The organism is Micromonospora sp. NPDC023869, from assembly GCF_055559695.1.
In genome coordinates this window covers 65,153-81,664 of sequence record NZ_JBVHKD010000012.1, presented here as the reverse complement: position 1 = coordinate 81,664, position 16,512 = coordinate 65,153, and the positions used below count along the sequence as shown (strand labels likewise).

Here is a 16,512-nt window from a genome sequence, read left to right as displayed (position 1 = left end):
CTCCTCACTTGGCCGAACGGCGGACGAGTAGGAAGTTGAGCAGCGACATCAACGCGATGATCAGGAAGATCGCCCAGGCGACGGCGGCGCCGTAGCCAGCGGTGTTGAGGTTCTCGATGCCCTTCTCGTACATGTACATCGCCAGGGTCTGGAACTCCCGCTGGTTACCGCCGAGGATGCTGCCGTTGGCGAAGAGCAGCGGCTCGGTGAAGAGCTGCATGCCGCCGATCGTGGAGAGGATGATCACGAAGATCAGGGTGGGGCGGACCATCGGAATGGTGATCTGCCAGAACTGCCGCCACGGGCCGGCGCCGTCGATCGAGGCTGCCTCGTAGAGGTCCTTCGGGATGGCCTGCATCCCGGCGAGCAGGATCAGCGTGTTGTAACCGACCCAGCGCCAGTTGACCATGGTCGCGATCGCGGTCCAGGAGCTCCACCGCTGGCCGTCCCAGTCGATGTTGTCGACGCCGACGAAGCTGAGCACCCAGTTGATGAGGCCGAACTCCCGCTGGAACAGCATGCCGAAGACGATCGCGACGGCGGCCACCGAGACCACGTTCGGGATGAAGATCGCCAGCCGGAAGAAGGTCTTGGCGCGCAGCAGGGTGCTGTTGAGCAGGTTCGCCAGGAAGAGCGCGAGCAGCAACTGCGGGATGGTCGACAGCGCGAAGATGCCGAACGTGTTGAAGAGCGCGTTCCAGAAGTAGTCGTCCTTGATCAGGGCGGCGTAGTTGTCGAGCCCGATGAACGTCTGGTCGCCGATCATGTCCCAGTCGTGCAGGGACATCCAGGCGGTCCGCAGCATCGGGTACAACCCGAAGATGCCGAAGATCAGGAAGAACGGCGCGATGTAGAGGTACGGGGAGTACTTCAGATCCAGGCGGTTGAGCAGGAACCCGCGCCGACGCGGGGGCTCGGAGCCCGGTGGTGTGACGTTCGACGGGGGGGCCGTCGTGGCCGAGAGGCTCATGATTTTCCTTTCCCGGCGGGAGCCCTTCCGAGGGGGCCCGCGCGCAGGGTGCAACCCAGACGGGGACCGACCGGTGGCGCCCGGGGTAGTCCCCGGACGCCACCGGTGGGAAATCACTGTCAGAAGGCGCCCTGGATGGCGGCGTCCTTCACGAACTGCTCCCAGGCCTTGTCCTTGTTGGCCTGCCCGTTCTCGAACGACCGCAGGGCCGGCTCGAGCGCGTTCTCCTTGACCGCCTGGTGCTTCGGGCCGAGGTGGACCGGCTCGATCTTGGCGACGCTCTCACCGAAGATCTTGCCGGTCGGCGCGCCGCTGAAGTACTCGTTGGTGTAGCTGAGGAACGCCTCGTTCTTCAGCGCCTCCAGGTTGGTCGGCAGCGGGCCCTTCAGCTTGAAGGCGTCGACCTGGCTGGTGGCGTTGGTCAGGAACTCGGCGAGCTTCGCCGCCTCCTTCTGGTGCGCGCTCTGCTCCGGCACGGCCAGCCACGAGCCGCCCCAGTTGCCGCCGCCGCCCGGCACGGCCGCGACGTCCCACTTGCCCTTGTTGGCCTCACCCGAGTTGTCCGCGACGATGCCGAGCATCCAGGACGGGCAGAAGGTCGCCGCGAAGGTGCCCTGCTTGAAGCCGCCCGACCACTCCGGCGACCAGGTCGCCGCCTTGGCGGAGATGTCCGACATCGAGGTCGCGGTGTCCCACGCGGCCTTCACCGCGGGGCTGGAGTCCGCGATGATGTTGTTCTCCTTGTCGTAGAACAGGTCGCTGCCCTGCTGGAACAGCACACCGTTCGAGACCGCGGTGATCGAGTCGATGAACGCCTTGCCGGTCGCGTCCTTGTACTTCTTACCGGCCTGGTGGAAGCCGTTCCAGTCCGGCCAGAGCGCCGAGACCTGGTCGCGCTCGGTGGGCAGGCCGGCCGCCTGGAACAGGTCCTTGCGGTAGCAGACCGCGAGGCTGCCGACGTCGGTCGGCAGGCCGATCAGGCGACCGTCGGGAGCCTTGCCCAGCTCCCACTTCCACGGCAGGTACTCGGTGGAGTGGTCATCGACGAGCGGGGTGAGGTCGACCCAGTTGCGCGGGTTGGCCTTGAACTCGTTGAGGATGCCCTCCTCCAGCGCGGTGACGTCCGCCGCGCCCTTGCCGGTGGCCAGGTACCGGACCAGCTTCGGCCGGTACTCGCCGAGCTGCGCGGTCTTGCGCAGCTCGATCTTGATGCCACTCTGCTGCTCGTACTGCTTGACAAGCTCGTCGTAGCCCATCTCGCCGAAGGTGTCGACGACCAGCTTGGCGGGCTTGCCGCCCTCGCCGGTGTTGCTGTCGTCGCTACCGCAGGCTGCGAGACCGCCGACAGCGGTGACCGCCGCCAGCGCGCCTGCCGCCAGGCGGGTACGCCGCGTGGTGAGGCTCATCCTGACCCCTCTTTCAGTGGTGAGGCTGGTTTATGTGTGGTGGGGGGTGCCGCAGCGCCATCCGGTCCCGACCTGGTCAGTCGGGTTCGGGCGCTCGGGGCGGGACTGTGATCCACGCCATCTTGGGAACGCTCCCATGAGATTGCCGGGAGGTATCCGGAGTGTCAATAGCCCGCTGGGAGCGTTCCCAGATCGTTACCGCGAAAATGTTTACCCCGCGCTCCAATACGGACCGCGGGGCAGCTCAACGTGATCGCTGAGTAACGAATCAGCAGAGTCGGCGCAGCAGCGTGCTGACCCTACCCGGGTCGAACGCCTCCGGGTCGAATCCAGGACCCACCCATTCCCGCATCGCCCGGTGCTCCGGGTGGTCGGCGTCGCTCCAGGCGGCGAGCAGCAGCAGGTACCCCTGCGGACCGCCGACGTCCTCCGGCGGCCCGGCGCGCTCGCCGTCCAGGCAGGTCGGATAGCGCTCGTCCGGGTCGGCGGCGAAGGCGTCCTCCACCACCAGGTCGTGCTCCCACCAGTCGCCGAAGTCGTACGTGTAGTGGAACCGGCTGCCCTTGCCCACCGCCGCGTCCAGCCGTACGTCCAACTCGTCGTGCACGCTCAGCTCACCGTCGGGATCGGGTTCGCCGTACTGCACTCCGTCGATCTCGAACGAGTGCAGGTGGCAGTCGCGCCATCCCATCGTGTGCTGTACCACCCGGTGAACCCGGTCGAGCGTGTACCCACCGGGCACCAGGACCCGACGCCAGATCGTGGGACGCAGCCCGGACAGGGACATCCGCAGCGCGAAGATCTGACGTGACATGCTGCGTCATCCTTCCTCGGCATAGGCTGCCAACATGATCTGCCGAGCGTGCCGGACACGGCGGCACGACGACTGTCCGGGCCGGAACTGGTGCGACTGCCAGCACCGTACCCCTCGCCCCACCCCTCCGGTCACCGGTCCGGCCGGCGAATGACCGTCGGACTTCCGATCCACGCGCTCTGGCCGGACCCGTCACCCGGGCCGGTCGACGACGACGCGCTCACCGCGCTCTACCGGCGGGCCGACCGACCGCACCTGCGGATGAACTTCGTGACCAGTGTCGACGGCGCGGTCAGCCTCGACGACTACTCCGCCGGGCTCTCCGGCGAGCCCGACAAGCGGGTGTTCGGGCTGCTCCGGATGCTCTGCGACGCGCTGCTGGTGGCCGCCGGCACGCTGCGCCACGAGGGCTACCGGGCGATCCGGCTCGACGAGCGGCGTCGTGCCTGGCGGCGGGCGCACGGGCTGGCCGAGTACCCGACCCTGGTGGTGGTCTCCGGCAGTGGGCGGCTCGATCCGGCCCAGGCCGCCTTCGCCGACGCCCCGGTACGCCCCGTGGTGCTCACCCGGTCCGGCACCGTCCCGCCGCCCGGGCTGTCCACCGTGGCCGACGTGGTGCGCTGCGGCGACGACCGGGTCGACCTCGTCACCGGACTCGCCGAGATGCGGCGGCGCGGGCTCGACCAGGTGCTCTGCGAGGGTGGCCCGCACCTGTTCGGCGCGCTCACCGTGGACGACCTGGTCGACGAGGTCTGCCTGTCGGTCGCCCCGCTGCTCGCCGGTGCGGGCCCCGGCCGGATCACCGCCGGTGACCCGAGTCCCGCCCGCCACCTGCCGCTGCGACACGTCCTGCACGCCGCCGACGGCACCCTGCTGCTGCGCTACGCCCGAGGTTGACCCGACCGGCCGAGTTGCCGCAATCCGCCACGTAGTCGCCGGTCGGCTCACTACCGTGAACCGGGATCGGCAACTGCCGGGAGGCGGGGCGTTGGCACACGAGGTGGTCGAGCTACGGGTGCACGGCGTCTCCGGCACCTCGGCCGAGTTGCTGCTCGACCATCCCGTGGTGATCCGGGTGGCCGGTGACACCAACGCCGGCTTCTACCGCCCCCGTCCCGGGTTCGGGATCAGCGACCGGCCCAGCGGGATGCACGTGGAGGCGTACCGCTGGGGTGCGCTCACCGCGGGCGGCGCGGTGCGGACCCTGTCGCTGCTCTTCCTGCTGCCCTTCATGCTGGTCAACCTGGCGGTGTGGGCCCGGCCGCCGACCGGCGGCAGCGGCAGCCCCATCGGTCCGGTCTGCCGGCTGCTCGCCGCCACCCTGACCGCCGCGTTCGTGCTGTCCATCGTCGGCGTGACGGTGGACATCGTCGGCTGGCAGTGCACGCCCTACGAACCCTGCATCCGGAACCGTCCGTACCTGTCCTGGCTGTCGGACCTGCCGCTGGGACCACGCCTGGCGTTGCTCGCGTTGGTCCCGATCGGTGCGCTGCGGCTGCTCTGGTGGCTCGGCGAGCGCTCCGCACGGGTGTTCGAGGCGTTCCCGGCCGCGCGTGGTCACGACCGGGGCGGCGGCGGGGAGGACCGGATCGACAGTCCGGGCTTCTGGAACGACGCACTCGTGGTGCAGCGGCTGCGCGCCGTCCACCGGGCGGTCGGGCTGGGCACCCTGGACGCCATCCTGCTCGGCGCACAGATCCACATCCGGCCCACCCCGGTCGCGTACGTGCTGTTCGTGGCGACCTGGTTGCTGCTCGCCGCCTGCGTGATGCTGCTCGTGATGCCCGCTCGCCGGGTCGGCGACGGGCCGGGCCGGGGACCGGTGGACTTCCGGGGCATCCGCCCGGTGCGGCTGGCGGCCACCGGGCTCACCGTGCTGGCGCTGGTCTACACCGTGGTCCCGCTGGAGCCGGCTCCACCCCGGGAACAGCTTCCCGGGTACGAGGGGGCGGTGGCCGCGTTGATCGCGGTCCAGGCAGCCCTGCTGGCCGTGCTCACCGCCACCACGCTGCACCAGCGACGACACGGCGAGGGGAAGGGCACGTCCTGGTTGAGCGGCCTGGCCGCGCCGGTGTTCGCCGCAGCGGCGATCGCCGCCGCGTACGGGTTCTCCGCCGCCCTGGTCTACCGGGTCGCCGACTTCCTGGACCGGGGCGAGATCCCGAACCCGGCCCGGCCGAACCTGCCAGGCGCGCCACCGCTGGAACCACCCGTCTCCTACCGGTGGGCCGCGCTCGCCGGCCTGGTGGCGATCGTGGTGGTGGCCGCCACGACCATGTGGCGGGTGCTGAGCAGCCGGCGTCGACGACGTCGGATGGCCGAGGAGGTCGTGCGGCGGGACTTCCCCGACGTGCCGCCGGAGGCGGTCAACCGACGTCGGACCGTCCGCGAGGTGGTCGCCCGGGCCGCGATCGCCGAACAGCTCACCCCGGCCTTCATCGTGTTCCTGGTGCTCTCCTTGCTCGGCGTGGCCGTGGTGGGGCTCGACCTGATCGGCATCGGACCGTCCGAGCTGAGTCGGCGACTGATCGACACCGACGGCGAGGCGACCACGAACCTGGCCATCGCCACCGACGTCGGGATGTACGTGATCGGACTGATCGCCCTCGGCATCCTGGTGCTCGGGGTGCTCTCGTACCGGTCCGAGGAGACCCGCCGCACCGTGGCGGTGATCTGGGACCTGGGCACGTTCTGGCCGCGTACGGTGCACCCGTTCGCACCGCCCTGTTACGCCGAGCGGGCCGTGCCGGAGCTGGCCAAGCGGGTCACCGCGCTGACCACCCGGGGCGACGTGGTGCTCTCCGGGCACAGTCACGGTTCCGTCCTCGCCGCCGCCACGCTGCTCCAGTTGCCGGACTCGGTGCGGCAGCGGGTGGCGTTGCTGACCCACGGCAGCCCGCTGCACCGGCTCTACGCCCGCCTCTTCCCCGCCTTCCTCGGCGACGCGACCCTGCACGAACTGGGCGAACGGGTCGGCTGGCGGTGGGTGAACCTGTGGCGCGACACCGACCCGGTGGGCGGGCCGATCTTCTCCGCCCACCACCCGGGCGAGCGCCCGCGCGTGTCGGGGCCGGCCGGTACCGTCGACCGGCGGCTCCGCGATCCCCGCGCGGTCGTCGTCGACCCGGACGACACCGTCCCGCCGCCGATCGACCAGCACTGGCCGTTCCACACCGACCGGGGGTACGAAGCGGCCGTGCACGAGTTGGCCGGGCGGCTCGACCCGAGCGGGCAGCCGCCACGGCGACACCGGTAGCTCGTCCCGCCGGTAGCTCGTCCCGCCCACCGACACGCAGCGTCCACGGTCGGTCGCGGTACGCGCCGGGCGGGTGTGACCGGGGCGTGGTCTCCGCCGCGTCGCGTGGCGGCCTGTCGTACTCCTCCGGCAGGATGCAGGGCGTGTGTGCCGACCGCGACGACCAGCCGACCGGAGCTGCCTGATGACTGACCAGGAGATCTACAGTCCGGGCGAGATCGTCGGCCCGGTCGAGGGGGTCGGTCCGGGCGGGATCGACGGTCCGGGCGAGGGGGTCGGTCGGGTGCTCGGCACCGCCGACGCCACGCCGCTGCAGTTCTGGACGGCGGTCGCCCCCGGCAGCTACCTCCAGCTCGACGACGTGGTGGTGACCCGGCGGGAGCTGCCGGACCGCGAGCCGGTGACCATCGCCGGGGTGGTCACCCAGGTCCGCGCGCGACACGAGGGCGCGCAGTTCGACTCCGACGTGTTCGCCATCGCCGACGGCACGCTGCCGGCGCAGGTGCAGGAGGCCGCCGAGATCACCACCACCCGGGTGGACCCGGAGTTCTACGTGCCGCCGCACCCGGGCGCGGTGGTGCACCGGGCCGAGGGGGACGCCCGCGCCCGGGCGCTGCACTTCGACCGGATGGAGCGACGCGTCCCGATGGGCACCGGGCGCGACGGGGTGCCGGTCTATCTGAACGCCGACTTCCTCGACGGCACGCGCGGCGCACACGTGTCGATCTCCGGCATCTCCGGGGTGGCGACCAAGACCAGCTTCGCCACCTTCCTGCTCTACTCGGTGTTCCGCTCCGGCCAGCTCGGCGGGGACGCGGTCAACGCCAAGGCGCTGATCTTCAACGTCAAGGGCGAGGACCTGCTCTTCCTCGACCATCCGAACGTCCGGCTGGACGACGCCACCCGGGCCGCGTACGCCCGGCTCGGTCTGGTCGCCGACGCCTTCCCGGACGTGCGGGTGTACGCCCCGCCGAGGGTCGGCGACTCCTCCGGCACGCCGGACGTGCACAACCGACTGACCGGAGTGGACAGCTTCTACTGGACGCTGACCGAGTTCTGCGAGAAGCGCCTGCTGCCGTACGTCTTCGCGGACGCTGACGACGAACGGCAGCAGTACACGATGGTGGTCCACTCGGTCGCCGCCCACCTGGCCCGCTACGCCCAGCCCGCCGACGGCGGGGTCAGCATCGACGGGGTACGGCTGGGCACCTACGCCGACCTGGTAGACCACATCGTCGAGCAGCTCAGCGACGACGAGACGCGCAGCGACTGGGCGGGCAGCGCGGTGGGCCTGGGCACGGTGAACGCCTTCGCCCGACGACTCATCGGCAGCAAGAAGGACCTGTCCCGGCTGATCCGGGGCGACCTGGCGACCCGCCGCCCGCACTCCATCAACACCGCCGAGTCGGCCCAGGTCACCGTCGTCGACCTGCACAACCTGCCGGATCGCGCGCAGCGCTTCGTGGTCGGCGTGACCCTCAAGACCGAGTTCGACAACAAGGAGAAGCAGGGCGCCAAGCCTCTGCTGTTCGTGGTGCTCGACGAGCTGAACAAGTACGCCCCCCGCGAGGGCTCCTCCCCGATCAAGGAGGTGCTGCTCGACATCGCCGAGCGGGGCCGCTCGCTCGGGGTCATCCTGATCGGCGCGCAGCAGACCGCCAGCGAGGTGGAGCGGCGCATCGTCACCAACTCCGCGATCCGGGTGGTCGGCCGGCTCGACCCGGCCGAGGCGTCCCGCCCCGAGTACGGTTTCCTGCCCCCGGCACAACGGCAGCGGGCGCTGCTGGCCAAACCCGGCACGATGTTCGTCAACCAGCCGGACATCCCGGTGCCGCTCTGCCTGGAGTTCCCGTTCCCGGCCTGGGCGACCCGGGTCTCCGAGGCCGGTGCCACCCCGTCGCAGACGCTGCGCTCGATCACCCAGTCCGCCGACCCGTTCGCCGTGGTGGGTTCCGGTGGCGGCAGCGCCGACGACGACATCCCCTTCTAGACGACTTCCGCGCCACGAGGAGAGGGCTACCCGTGAAGATCCTGCACACCTCGGACTGGCACGTGGGCAAGGTCCTCAAGGGGCAGTCCCGGGCCGAGGAGCACAAGCAGGTGCTGGCCGGGGTCATCGACATCGCCCGCCAGGAACGGCCCGACCTGGTCGTCATCGCCGGCGACCTCTACGACACCGCCGCGCCGACGGCGGAGGCGACCCGCCTGGTCACCCGGGCGTTGACCGCGTTGCGCCGCACCGGCGCGGACGTGGTGGCGATCGGTGGCAACCACGACAACGGCGCGGCGCTGGACGCGCTGCGGCCGTGGGCCGAGGCCGCCGGCATCACGCTGCGCGGTGCGGTCCGCGAGGATCCGGCCGAGCACGTCGTCGACGGCACCACCGCTGACGGGGAACGCTGGCGGCTGGCCGCGCTGCCGTTCCTGTCCCAGCGGTACGCGATCCGCGCGGTGGAGATGTACGAGCTGACCGCCGCCGAGACCAACCAGACGTACGCCGACCACCTGGGCCGCATCCTCGCCCGGTTGACCGAGGGCTTCGACGAGCCGGACCGGGTGCACCTGGTCACCGCGCACCTGACCGTGGTGGGCGCGACCACCGGTGGTGGCGAACGGGACGCGCACACCGTGCTGGGGTACGCCGTGCCCGCCACGGTCTTCCCCGGCACCGCCCACTACGTGGCCCTGGGCCACCTGCACCGCGCCCAGCGGGTGCAGGGGCCGTGCCCGATCCGCTACAGCGGCGCCCCGTTGGCGGTGGACTTCGGCGAGCAGGAGAACGTGCCGTCGGTGACCCTGGTCGAGGTGACCGCGACGACTGCGGCACGGGTCCGGGAGGTGCCGGTGGCGGAGGCGACGGCGCTGCGCACGGTACGCGGCACGCTGACCCAGCTCGCCGGGATCACCCCGCCGGAGGGCTGGCTGCGGGTGTACGTCCGCGAGCAGCCCCGGGCCGGGCTGCGGGAGGAGGTGCAGGAGCTGCTCCCCCGCGCGTTGGAGATCCGCATCGACCCGGAGCTGGTGCCCGCGCCGGGCAGCGGCACCCGCGTCGCCCAGCGGGCCGGCCGGTCGCCCCGCCAACTCTTCGCCGACTACCTGGACAGCCGGGGGCACGCCGACGACGGGGTCCGGGAACTCTTCGACGAGCTGATCGAGGAGGTCGATCACTGATGCGGCCGATGCGGCTGGACATGGCGGGCTTCACCGTCTTCCGGGACGAGACCACCGTCGACTTCACCGACGCCGACTTCTTCGCCCTGGTCGGGCCGACCGGTTCGGGTAAGTCGACGGTGCTCGACGCGATCTGTTTCGCGCTCTATGGCACGGTGCCGCGCTGGGGTGGCGCGCGGGGGCTCGGCAACGCGCTGGCCCCGTCGTCGACCGAGGCGCGGGTGCGGCTGGTCTTCGAGTCCGGCGGCGCCCGCTACGTGGCCACCCGGGTGGTGCGCCGGGACAGCCGGGGCAACGCGAAGACCGCGAACGCCGGTCTGCAACTGATGCCCGACGGGTTCGACGTCACCAAGCTGGACACCGGGCTCAGCCCGGAGGACCTGGGCGAGGTGGTCGCCGGCACGCCGGCCGAGATGGAGACCGCCGTGCTGGAGGCGGTGGGCCTGCCGTACGAGCAGTTCACCAGTTGCGTGGTGCTGCCGCAGGGGCAGTTCGCCGACTTCCTGCACGCCCGTCCCGCGACCCGCCAGCAGATCCTGGTCAACCTGCTCGGACTCGGTGTCTACGAACAGGTGCAGCAGCGGGCCACCACCCGCGCCGGGCAGGCCGAGGCCAAGCTGGAGGCGGTCGACCAACTGCTGGCCGGACTCGCCGACGCCGACGACGCCACGTTGACGCAGGTCACCGACCAGGTGGACCGGATGCGGGAGCTGGCCGGGGCGGTGGAGCGGTGCGTACCGGAGCTGGACGCGGCGCGGGCGACGGTGCGCGAGGCCGGGACGGCGCTGGCGGCGCTGGACGCCGAGTTGACCGTGCTGGGCGAGGTCCGGGCACCGGACGGGGTGGCCGAGGTGGCCCGGGCGGTGGACGCCGCGCGGGCCGAGGCCGACGCGGCGGCGGGCGCGGTGTCGCTGGCCGAGGAGCGTGAGGAGAAGCTGCGCGGGGAGTTGGCCGCCGCCGGTGACGAGAGCGCGCTGCGGATGCTGCTGCGCGCGTACGCCGACCGGGACCGGCTCGACGCCGAGGCGGAGCAGGTACGCGCCGTGGTGCAGACCGCCGGTGCCGAGCACGAGGCGGCGGCCGGTGCGCTGGCCGAGGCGCGGACGGCGGCCGACCGTGCCGAGGCGGAGCTGGCGGCGGCGTTCCAGGCCCACGAGGACGCCAAGGCGACCGACCAGGCGGCGGCGTTGCGGGCGCACCTGAGCGACGGGGACTCCTGTCCCGTCTGCGAACAGACCGTCGCCCGAGTACCGGCGATGCCCGCCGGTTCGGCGGTGGCGCAGGCGGTGGCGGCCGGCAAGGCGGCCCGGGCGACCAGCGAGGCGGCCAAGCGGCTGCTGGCCGAGCGCGACTCGGCCGCCCGTGACCTGGAACGGGTGCTGCTGCGGGCCCGCGCCGAGCAGGACGGGCTGCGCAGCCGCCTCACCGAGGTGGACCAACGGCTCGACGGTGCGGCCACCGCCGAGGCGCTGCGGGCCACACTGGCCGAGCACGCGCGGCTGCGGCAGGCACTCGACGAGGCGGCAGCGGCGGTCCGGGCCGGTCGGGACACCGCCCGGCGGGCCCGGGGCACGCTGGACGCGGCACAGGAGCGACTGCGGTCGGCGTGGCGGCGGTTCGACGGCGTACGCGACGGGGTGGCCCGGTTCGGGCCGCCGACGGCCGACCGGGACGACGTCGCCGCCGCGTGGACCACGCTGTCGGAGTGGGCCCGGGAGCAGGCGCGGCAACGCCAGACGCTGCGGGCCGGGTCGGCGGAGTCGGTCGCCGCGGCCGAGGCGGTGGCCACCGAGGTCGCGGCCCGGATCGCGGGCATCTTCACCACCGCCGGTCTGCCTGCTCCCGACGATCCGGTACGCGCCGCCACGGTCGCCGTGGAGCGCGCCGAGGCCGACCTGCGCCGGTTGACCGAACGCCGTGCCCAGGCCGAGGAGCTGCGCGCCCAGCGGGCCGAACACGAACGCCGGGCCCAGGTGGCCCGGGCGCTGGCCGGGCACCTGCGGGCCAACAACTTCGAGCGGTGGCTGCTGGCCGAGGCACTGGACCTGCTCGTCGACGGTGCCTCGGGGATCCTGCGGGAACTCTCCGGCGGGCAGTACGACCTGGTCCACGACAAGGGCGAGTTCTTCGTCGTCGACCACTACGACGCCGGGCTGCGTCGGGGCGTACGCACCCTCTCCGGCGGCGAGACGTTCCAGGCGTCCCTGGCCCTGGCGCTGGCGCTCTCCGAGCAGTTGGCCGGGATGTCCACCACGGCGGCCAGCCTGGAGTCGATCGTGCTGGACGAGGGCTTCGGCACCCTCGACGCGGCCACCCTCGACACGGTCGCCGCCACCCTGGAGAACCTGGCCGCCCGGGGTGACCGGATGGTCGGCGTGGTCACCCACGTACCGGCCCTGGCCGAACGCATCCCGGTCCGCTTCGAGGTCCGTAAGGACGCCCGCTCGGCCCGCATCGAACGGACCGGCCGGTGAGCGCGAGGAGTGCAGCGCAGCGGAGCCCCGCAGTCGCGAACGAAAGGCAAGACCCGTGAGCGCGAGGAGCGCAGCGCAGCGGAGCCCCGCAGTCGCGAACGAAAGGCGCGAGCCGTGAGTGCCGGGCGGTTCTTCGTCGACGCGTGGGATCCCGCCTACGGGGCCTCGTTCGAGGCGTCGGCGGCCGGGCCGGCCGCGCCGAGCAGCGCCCAGGTGGAGGCGGAGCACGAGCTGCCGGTGGTGGACTGGCGGGCGATCGGTCCCCGGCCCGGGGTCCGCGCACCGGACGTGGTGTTGCTGGTCGACGGGGTACGCCGGATCGACGCCAGCGTCTGGACGGCGGAGGAGGACGGCACGTCGTTCCCCGGCCTGGCCGCCTCGTACGCCGCCGGGGTGGTCCGGTGCGACCTGGAGCGGGGCGCGGCCCGGCTGGCCGGCGCCACGGTGGGCCGGGGCCTCTTCACGGCCAGCCCGTCCGCCACCGACGTGGTCGCCGGCACCGTCCGTTATCCGGTACACCGGGTCAGCGGCACCGGGGAGTTGGCCAAGCTGCCGGCCGCCGTGCAGGGCCCGCTGACCGCGCTGGAGGTGGAGGTCTCGTCCGCCGCGCGTACCGATGACGACCTGCTGGTGGTGGACGGACCGCTGCGCAACCGGCGGCAGTTGCCGCGCACCCTGGGCTACATCAAGACCCAGCACAGCCAGTATCTCGACGCCCGGCTCACCGCGGTGGTCACCGGGCTCGCCGCCGGTCACCGCTCGCCGGTGTTCCGCCTGGGCACGGCGTGGGGCGGCTGGTCGTGGTATCTGCGGTTGCCGGTGGCCGCCGGTGCGCCCTGGGCCGGGATCGTCCGCCTGGAGTGCTCGGCGGACCTGGAGATCACCGAGGTGGTGCGGCTGGCCGACCTGTCGCTGGTCACCCTGCCCCGGTTCGCCTCCACTCCCTACAAGGACCCCCGCGCCCCGCAGAACCTGGTCCCGATCGCCGGGCTGGAACGGTTGCTGCGCTCCCGGCTGGGTGACTCCCGGCTGCTGCACCGCGCGCTGACCGCCGCCGCGCGGCGAGGTCGCTGATGGGTCGGCGGCGCGACGCCGACCGGATCACCGCACAGGTCGACACCGGGCAGGCCGAGCTGGCACCCGACCCGGACCGGCCCGGATCGTGGACGTTGCTGCTGGACGGCGCCCCGCAGTCGCATGTCGACCTGAACGACCCGACCCACCTGGAGTTCGAGTACGTCCGCCGCCTGGCCGCCGCGATCGACCTGGTCGCGCCCGCCGGTACGCCGTTGCGGGTGCTGCACCTGGGTGGCGGGGCGCTCACCCTGCCCCGCTACGTCGCCGCCACCCGGCCGGGTTCGGTGCAGCGGGTGGTCGAGGTGGACGGTGCGTTGGTCGACCTGGTCCGTCGGGAGCTGCCCTGGCGGCCCGATGCGCGACTCAAGGTCCGGGTGGACGACGCGCGGGCGGTGCTGGCCGGCGGGCGGGACGGCGGCTACGACGTGATCGTCGCGGACGTCTTCGCCGGCTCCCGGACACCGGCCCGGCTGACCTCGGTCGAGTACGCCGCCGAGGTGGCCCGGGTGCTGCGGCCGGGGGGCTGGTATCTGGCGAACCTGGCCGACGGGCCGCCGTTGCGGTACGCCCGTGGGCAGGTGGCGACCGTCCGCGAGCTGCTGCCCCGGGCCTGCCTGGTGGCCGACGCCGCGGTGCTGCGCGGGCGACGCTACGGCAACCTGGTGCTGGTCGCCGGTCGTCAGGAGCCGCCGGTGGCGGCGTTGACCCGGCGGGCCGCCGGTGACTGGTTCCCCGGCCGGGTGCTGGCCGGCGCGGAGCTCGACCGGTTCGCCGGAGGCTCCCCGGTGGTGCGCGACAGCGACGCCGCCGACTCCACACCGCCCCCACCGGGGATTTTTTCCGTCCGCCGTTGATCCGTTCGGCGAGACCCTCCGTACTACCCGGCAGCCATGCCCGTGGGGGGACGGCTTTCTGTCCATGGACATCCGGAGGTCTGCATGCATGCACTGGCGGTCGGTTGGCAAGGCGACCGGGTGCGGGTGGACTGGATGTCCGCTCGATCCCAGTCGCGGCCGACCACGTCCGACCGTGGGGTCGACTCCCGGGCGACGTCTCGCCAGAATAGCCCGGTGACGCCGCGACCTGCCCCTGGCCGACACCAGGCCACGACGACCGAGGCCGCCCACTCCGACCAGTTGATCCGCACGCTGTACGCCGAACACGCCGGCCCGCTGCTGATGTTCGTGATGCGGCTGACCGGTGGGGATCGGCAGCGGGCGGAGGACATCGTCCAGGAGACGTTGCTGCGGGCCTGGCGAAATGCGCACCGGCTGGGTACGCAGGGGCAGGGGTCGCTGCGGCCGTGGCTGGTGACGGTGGCTCGCCGGATCGCCATCGACGAGCATCGCAGCGAGCAGGCCCGCCCGGCCGAGACGTACGACCGGGACCTGACCGCCTTCGCCGAGTCGGACAGCACCGACCGGGTGCTGCGCTCGATGACGGTGGCGGACGCGTTGCGTACGTTGAGTCAATCGCACCGGGAGATCCTGGTGGCGACGTACTTCCGGGGCCGGACGGTGCCGGAGGCGGCCGAGGAGCTCGGTCTGCCGTTGGGCACCGCGAAGTCGCGGGTCTACTACGCGCTGCGCGCGCTGCGCACAGCTCTGCAGGAACGGGGGGTGACGGAATGAGCCGGGTAGACCACATGGACGTCGCCGCGTACGCGCTCGGCGTACTGGACGAACAGGACATGGAGCGGTTCGAGGAACACCTCGCGACCTGCTGGGCCTGCGCCGCCGAACTGGAGTCGATGGTGCCGGTGGTCGGGCTGCTCTCCGACATCGACGAGGAGTCGGTGACGGCGCTGGAGCAGACCCACTCCGATCCGGTCCTGCTGGACCGTACGCTCGTGGCGTTGCGCAGCCACCGGCGGAAGGCCCGGTTCCGGCAGATCCTGGCGACCGCGGCGGCCGTGGTGGTGTTCGGCGGCCTGACCGGCGTGGTGTTCAGCAACCTGTCCGGCGACAGTGGCGCACGGCCCCTCGCCGGGCCGAGCAGCGCCCCGGTCGACCCGTCGGGCGGCGGCTCCGGTAACTCGGGCCCCGGCTTCGGCGGCAACGAGCAGGAGGGTGAGCAGGTCGACGTCACCGACCCGAGCACCGGTGTCGAGGGCACCTACTTCTTCATCGGCAAGGACTTCGGCACCAAGCTGGACTTCAGCCTGGGTCGGCTGCCCGGGCCGCGCACCTGCCGCCTGGTCGTGGTGAAGAAGGACAACAGCACCGAGGTCGTCTCCACCTGGACGGTGCCGCCGTCCGGGTACGGCACCAACAGCAACCCGGTCCGGGCCACGCTCTCCGCGACCACGTCGGCGCAGTTGGAGGAGATCAAGCACGTCGAGGTGCAGGAGGTGAACGGCAGGGACGCCGCCCGGACGCTGCTGACCGTGCCCGCCCCCTGATCCGTACCGCATCGACGAAGGCCCGTCTCCATTCGGAGGCGGGCCTTCGTGGCTCTGGTCTGCGGATACGCACTCCTACGCAGGTTCAGGGGTTCCGGTTCAACGGCTCCACTGTGAAATGAGCCACCGTTTCGCATTCAACCTTGACACTGCCGTCGCCGTATATCCCGGTGACTGTCAAGCATGAGGAGGGCACGTGGCACAGATCAAGCGGACCGTCATCGCTGTGAGCGCCGTGGGCGCCATGGTCGCACTCACGGCCTGCGCTCCCGCCGGCTACGACGGGACGAACGCCGGTCCGGCCGAGCCGGTCGCCGTTGCCGCGGCCGAGCCCACCGTGACCGCCGACCCGGAGGCCAGCGCGAACCCGGAGGCGAGCGCCACGCCGGGCGCCTCGGCATCACCCGGCGCGGGAGACGACAACGACGTTCCCCTGCCCGACGGCCTCGAACTGACCGAGAGCCTCACCGGCAAGAAGTTCCCCCGGATGGGGAGCGCGGTCGTCAACCAGGACGGGTTCCTCCTGTACCGCTTTGACAACGACACCAACGACCCGCCGGCCAGCAACTGCGAGGGCCAGTGCATCGAGGTGTGGCCGGCCGCGCTGACCGACGGCAACCCGAAGCTCAAGGGCGTCTCGGACGACGCGGTGGGCACCATCACCCGCCCCGACGGCACCCGTCAGATCACCCTCGACGGCTGGCCGCTCTACACCTACATCGGTGACAAGAAGCCCGGTCAGTGGAAGGGCCAGGGCGTCGGTGGCACCTGGTTCGTGGTGAACCCGGACGGCAGCAAGAACCTGGAGTGCCTGCCCAAGGGCACTCCGAAGGCGGTCGCCCCGCCGTCGAAGACCAAGTCGGACAGCGGCTCGGACTACTGATCCGATCCGTCACCGGTGGCCGGTCGCAGCCCGTACGGGCGCGGCCGGCCACGGTCGTTC

Annotated in this window: 13 protein-coding genes; 10 read left to right on the top strand and 3 right to left on the bottom strand. The window is 72.0% G+C overall.

Annotated elements, in window-relative coordinates; all coding sequences use genetic code 11:
* Positions 1-4 precede the first annotated feature (4 nt).
* The 3 genes from ACZ31C_RS26695 to ACZ31C_RS26685 all read right to left on the bottom strand — a co-directional run bounded on the left by ACZ31C_RS26695 (position 5) and on the right by ACZ31C_RS26685 (position 3,190).
* A complete protein-coding gene (locus tag ACZ31C_RS26695) occupies positions 5-970 on the bottom strand; it encodes a carbohydrate ABC transporter permease (RefSeq protein ID WP_465797610.1) in 966 nt (321 codons plus the stop codon).
* A gap of 119 nt (positions 971-1,089) precedes the next feature.
* A complete protein-coding gene (locus ACZ31C_RS26690) occupies positions 1,090-2,376 on the bottom strand; it encodes an ABC transporter substrate-binding protein (RefSeq protein WP_465797609.1) in 1,287 nt (428 codons plus the stop codon).
* 268 nt (positions 2,377-2,644) lie between these two features.
* Entirely contained in the window at positions 2,645-3,190 is a 546-nt protein-coding gene (locus tag ACZ31C_RS26685) for a plasmid pRiA4b ORF-3 family protein (protein WP_465797608.1), read from the bottom strand.
* A 150-nt stretch (positions 3,191-3,340) separates the two neighbouring features.
* Here ACZ31C_RS26685 and ACZ31C_RS26680 point away from each other — a divergent pair, with 150 nt between their 5' ends.
* The 10 genes from ACZ31C_RS26680 (at position 3,341) to ACZ31C_RS26635 (ending at position 16,452) form a co-directional block, all read left to right on the top strand.
* Complete coding sequence (locus tag ACZ31C_RS26680; protein WP_465797607.1) at positions 3,341-4,087, top strand: pyrimidine reductase family protein; 747 nt, start codon at positions 3,341-3,343, stop codon at positions 4,085-4,087.
* A gap of 55 nt (positions 4,088-4,142) precedes the next feature.
* A complete protein-coding gene (locus tag ACZ31C_RS26675) occupies positions 4,143-6,446 on the top strand; it encodes a hypothetical protein (RefSeq protein WP_465797606.1) in 2,304 nt (767 codons plus the stop codon).
* A gap of 184 nt (positions 6,447-6,630) precedes the next feature.
* Complete coding sequence (locus ACZ31C_RS26670) at positions 6,631-8,436, top strand: ATP-binding protein (protein WP_465797605.1); 1,806 nt, start codon at positions 6,631-6,633, stop codon at positions 8,434-8,436.
* Positions 8,437-8,468: 32 nt separating this feature from the next.
* Entirely contained in the window at positions 8,469-9,617 is a 1,149-nt protein-coding gene (locus tag ACZ31C_RS26665; RefSeq protein ID WP_449944641.1) for an exonuclease SbcCD subunit D, read from the top strand.
* Positions 9,617-12,091: an AAA family ATPase gene (locus tag ACZ31C_RS26660; protein ID WP_465797604.1), complete on the top strand. Its 2,475-nt coding sequence runs from the start codon at positions 9,617-9,619 to the stop codon at positions 12,089-12,091. Before ACZ31C_RS26665 ends, ACZ31C_RS26660 begins: the two co-directional genes overlap by 1 nt.
* Positions 12,092-12,205: 114 nt before the next feature.
* Positions 12,206-13,165: a hypothetical protein gene (locus tag ACZ31C_RS26655; protein WP_449944636.1), complete on the top strand. Its 960-nt coding sequence runs from the start codon at positions 12,206-12,208 to the stop codon at positions 13,163-13,165.
* A complete protein-coding gene (locus ACZ31C_RS26650; protein ID WP_465797603.1) occupies positions 13,165-14,022 on the top strand; it encodes a spermidine synthase in 858 nt (285 codons plus the stop codon). The genes ACZ31C_RS26655 and ACZ31C_RS26650 overlap by 1 nt, the downstream gene beginning before the upstream one ends.
* Before the next feature lie 84 nt (positions 14,023-14,106).
* A complete protein-coding gene (locus ACZ31C_RS26645; RefSeq protein ID WP_119579049.1) occupies positions 14,107-14,799 on the top strand; it encodes a sigma-70 family RNA polymerase sigma factor in 693 nt (230 codons plus the stop codon).
* Positions 14,796-15,569 (top strand): anti-sigma factor family protein, encoded by a 774-nt coding sequence (locus ACZ31C_RS26640; protein WP_465797602.1) that lies wholly within the window; start codon positions 14,796-14,798, stop codon positions 15,567-15,569. Before ACZ31C_RS26645 ends, ACZ31C_RS26640 begins: the two co-directional genes overlap by 4 nt.
* A gap of 196 nt (positions 15,570-15,765) precedes the next feature.
* Entirely contained in the window at positions 15,766-16,452 is a 687-nt protein-coding gene (locus tag ACZ31C_RS26635) for a COG4315 family predicted lipoprotein (RefSeq protein WP_350693996.1), read from the top strand.
* Positions 16,453-16,512 lie beyond the last annotated feature (60 nt).

What these genes read in the sequence shown, in the direction of transcription:
- ACZ31C_RS26695 (WP_465797610.1), bottom strand. Translation starts at nt 970, where the DNA reads ATGAGCCTCTCGGCCACGACGGCCCCCCCGTCGAACGTCACACCACCG.
- ACZ31C_RS26690 (WP_465797609.1), bottom strand. Translation starts at nt 2,376, where the DNA reads ATGAGCCTCACCACGCGGCGTACCCGCCTGGCGGCAGGCGCGCTGGCG.
- ACZ31C_RS26685 (WP_465797608.1), bottom strand. Translation starts at nt 3,190, where the DNA reads ATGTCACGTCAGATCTTCGCGCTGCGGATGTCCCTGTCCGGGCTGCGT.
- ACZ31C_RS26680 (WP_465797607.1), top strand. Translation starts at nt 3,341, where the DNA reads ATGACCGTCGGACTTCCGATCCACGCGCTCTGGCCGGACCCGTCACCC.
- ACZ31C_RS26670 (WP_465797605.1), top strand. Translation starts at nt 6,631, where the DNA reads ATGACTGACCAGGAGATCTACAGTCCGGGCGAGATCGTCGGCCCGGTC.
- ACZ31C_RS26660 (WP_465797604.1), top strand. Translation starts at nt 9,617, where the DNA reads ATGCGGCCGATGCGGCTGGACATGGCGGGCTTCACCGTCTTCCGGGAC.
- ACZ31C_RS26650 (WP_465797603.1), top strand. Translation starts at nt 13,165, where the DNA reads ATGGGTCGGCGGCGCGACGCCGACCGGATCACCGCACAGGTCGACACC.
- ACZ31C_RS26645 (WP_119579049.1), top strand. Translation starts at nt 14,107, where the DNA reads ATGCATGCACTGGCGGTCGGTTGGCAAGGCGACCGGGTGCGGGTGGAC.
- ACZ31C_RS26640 (WP_465797602.1), top strand. Translation starts at nt 14,796, where the DNA reads ATGAGCCGGGTAGACCACATGGACGTCGCCGCGTACGCGCTCGGCGTA.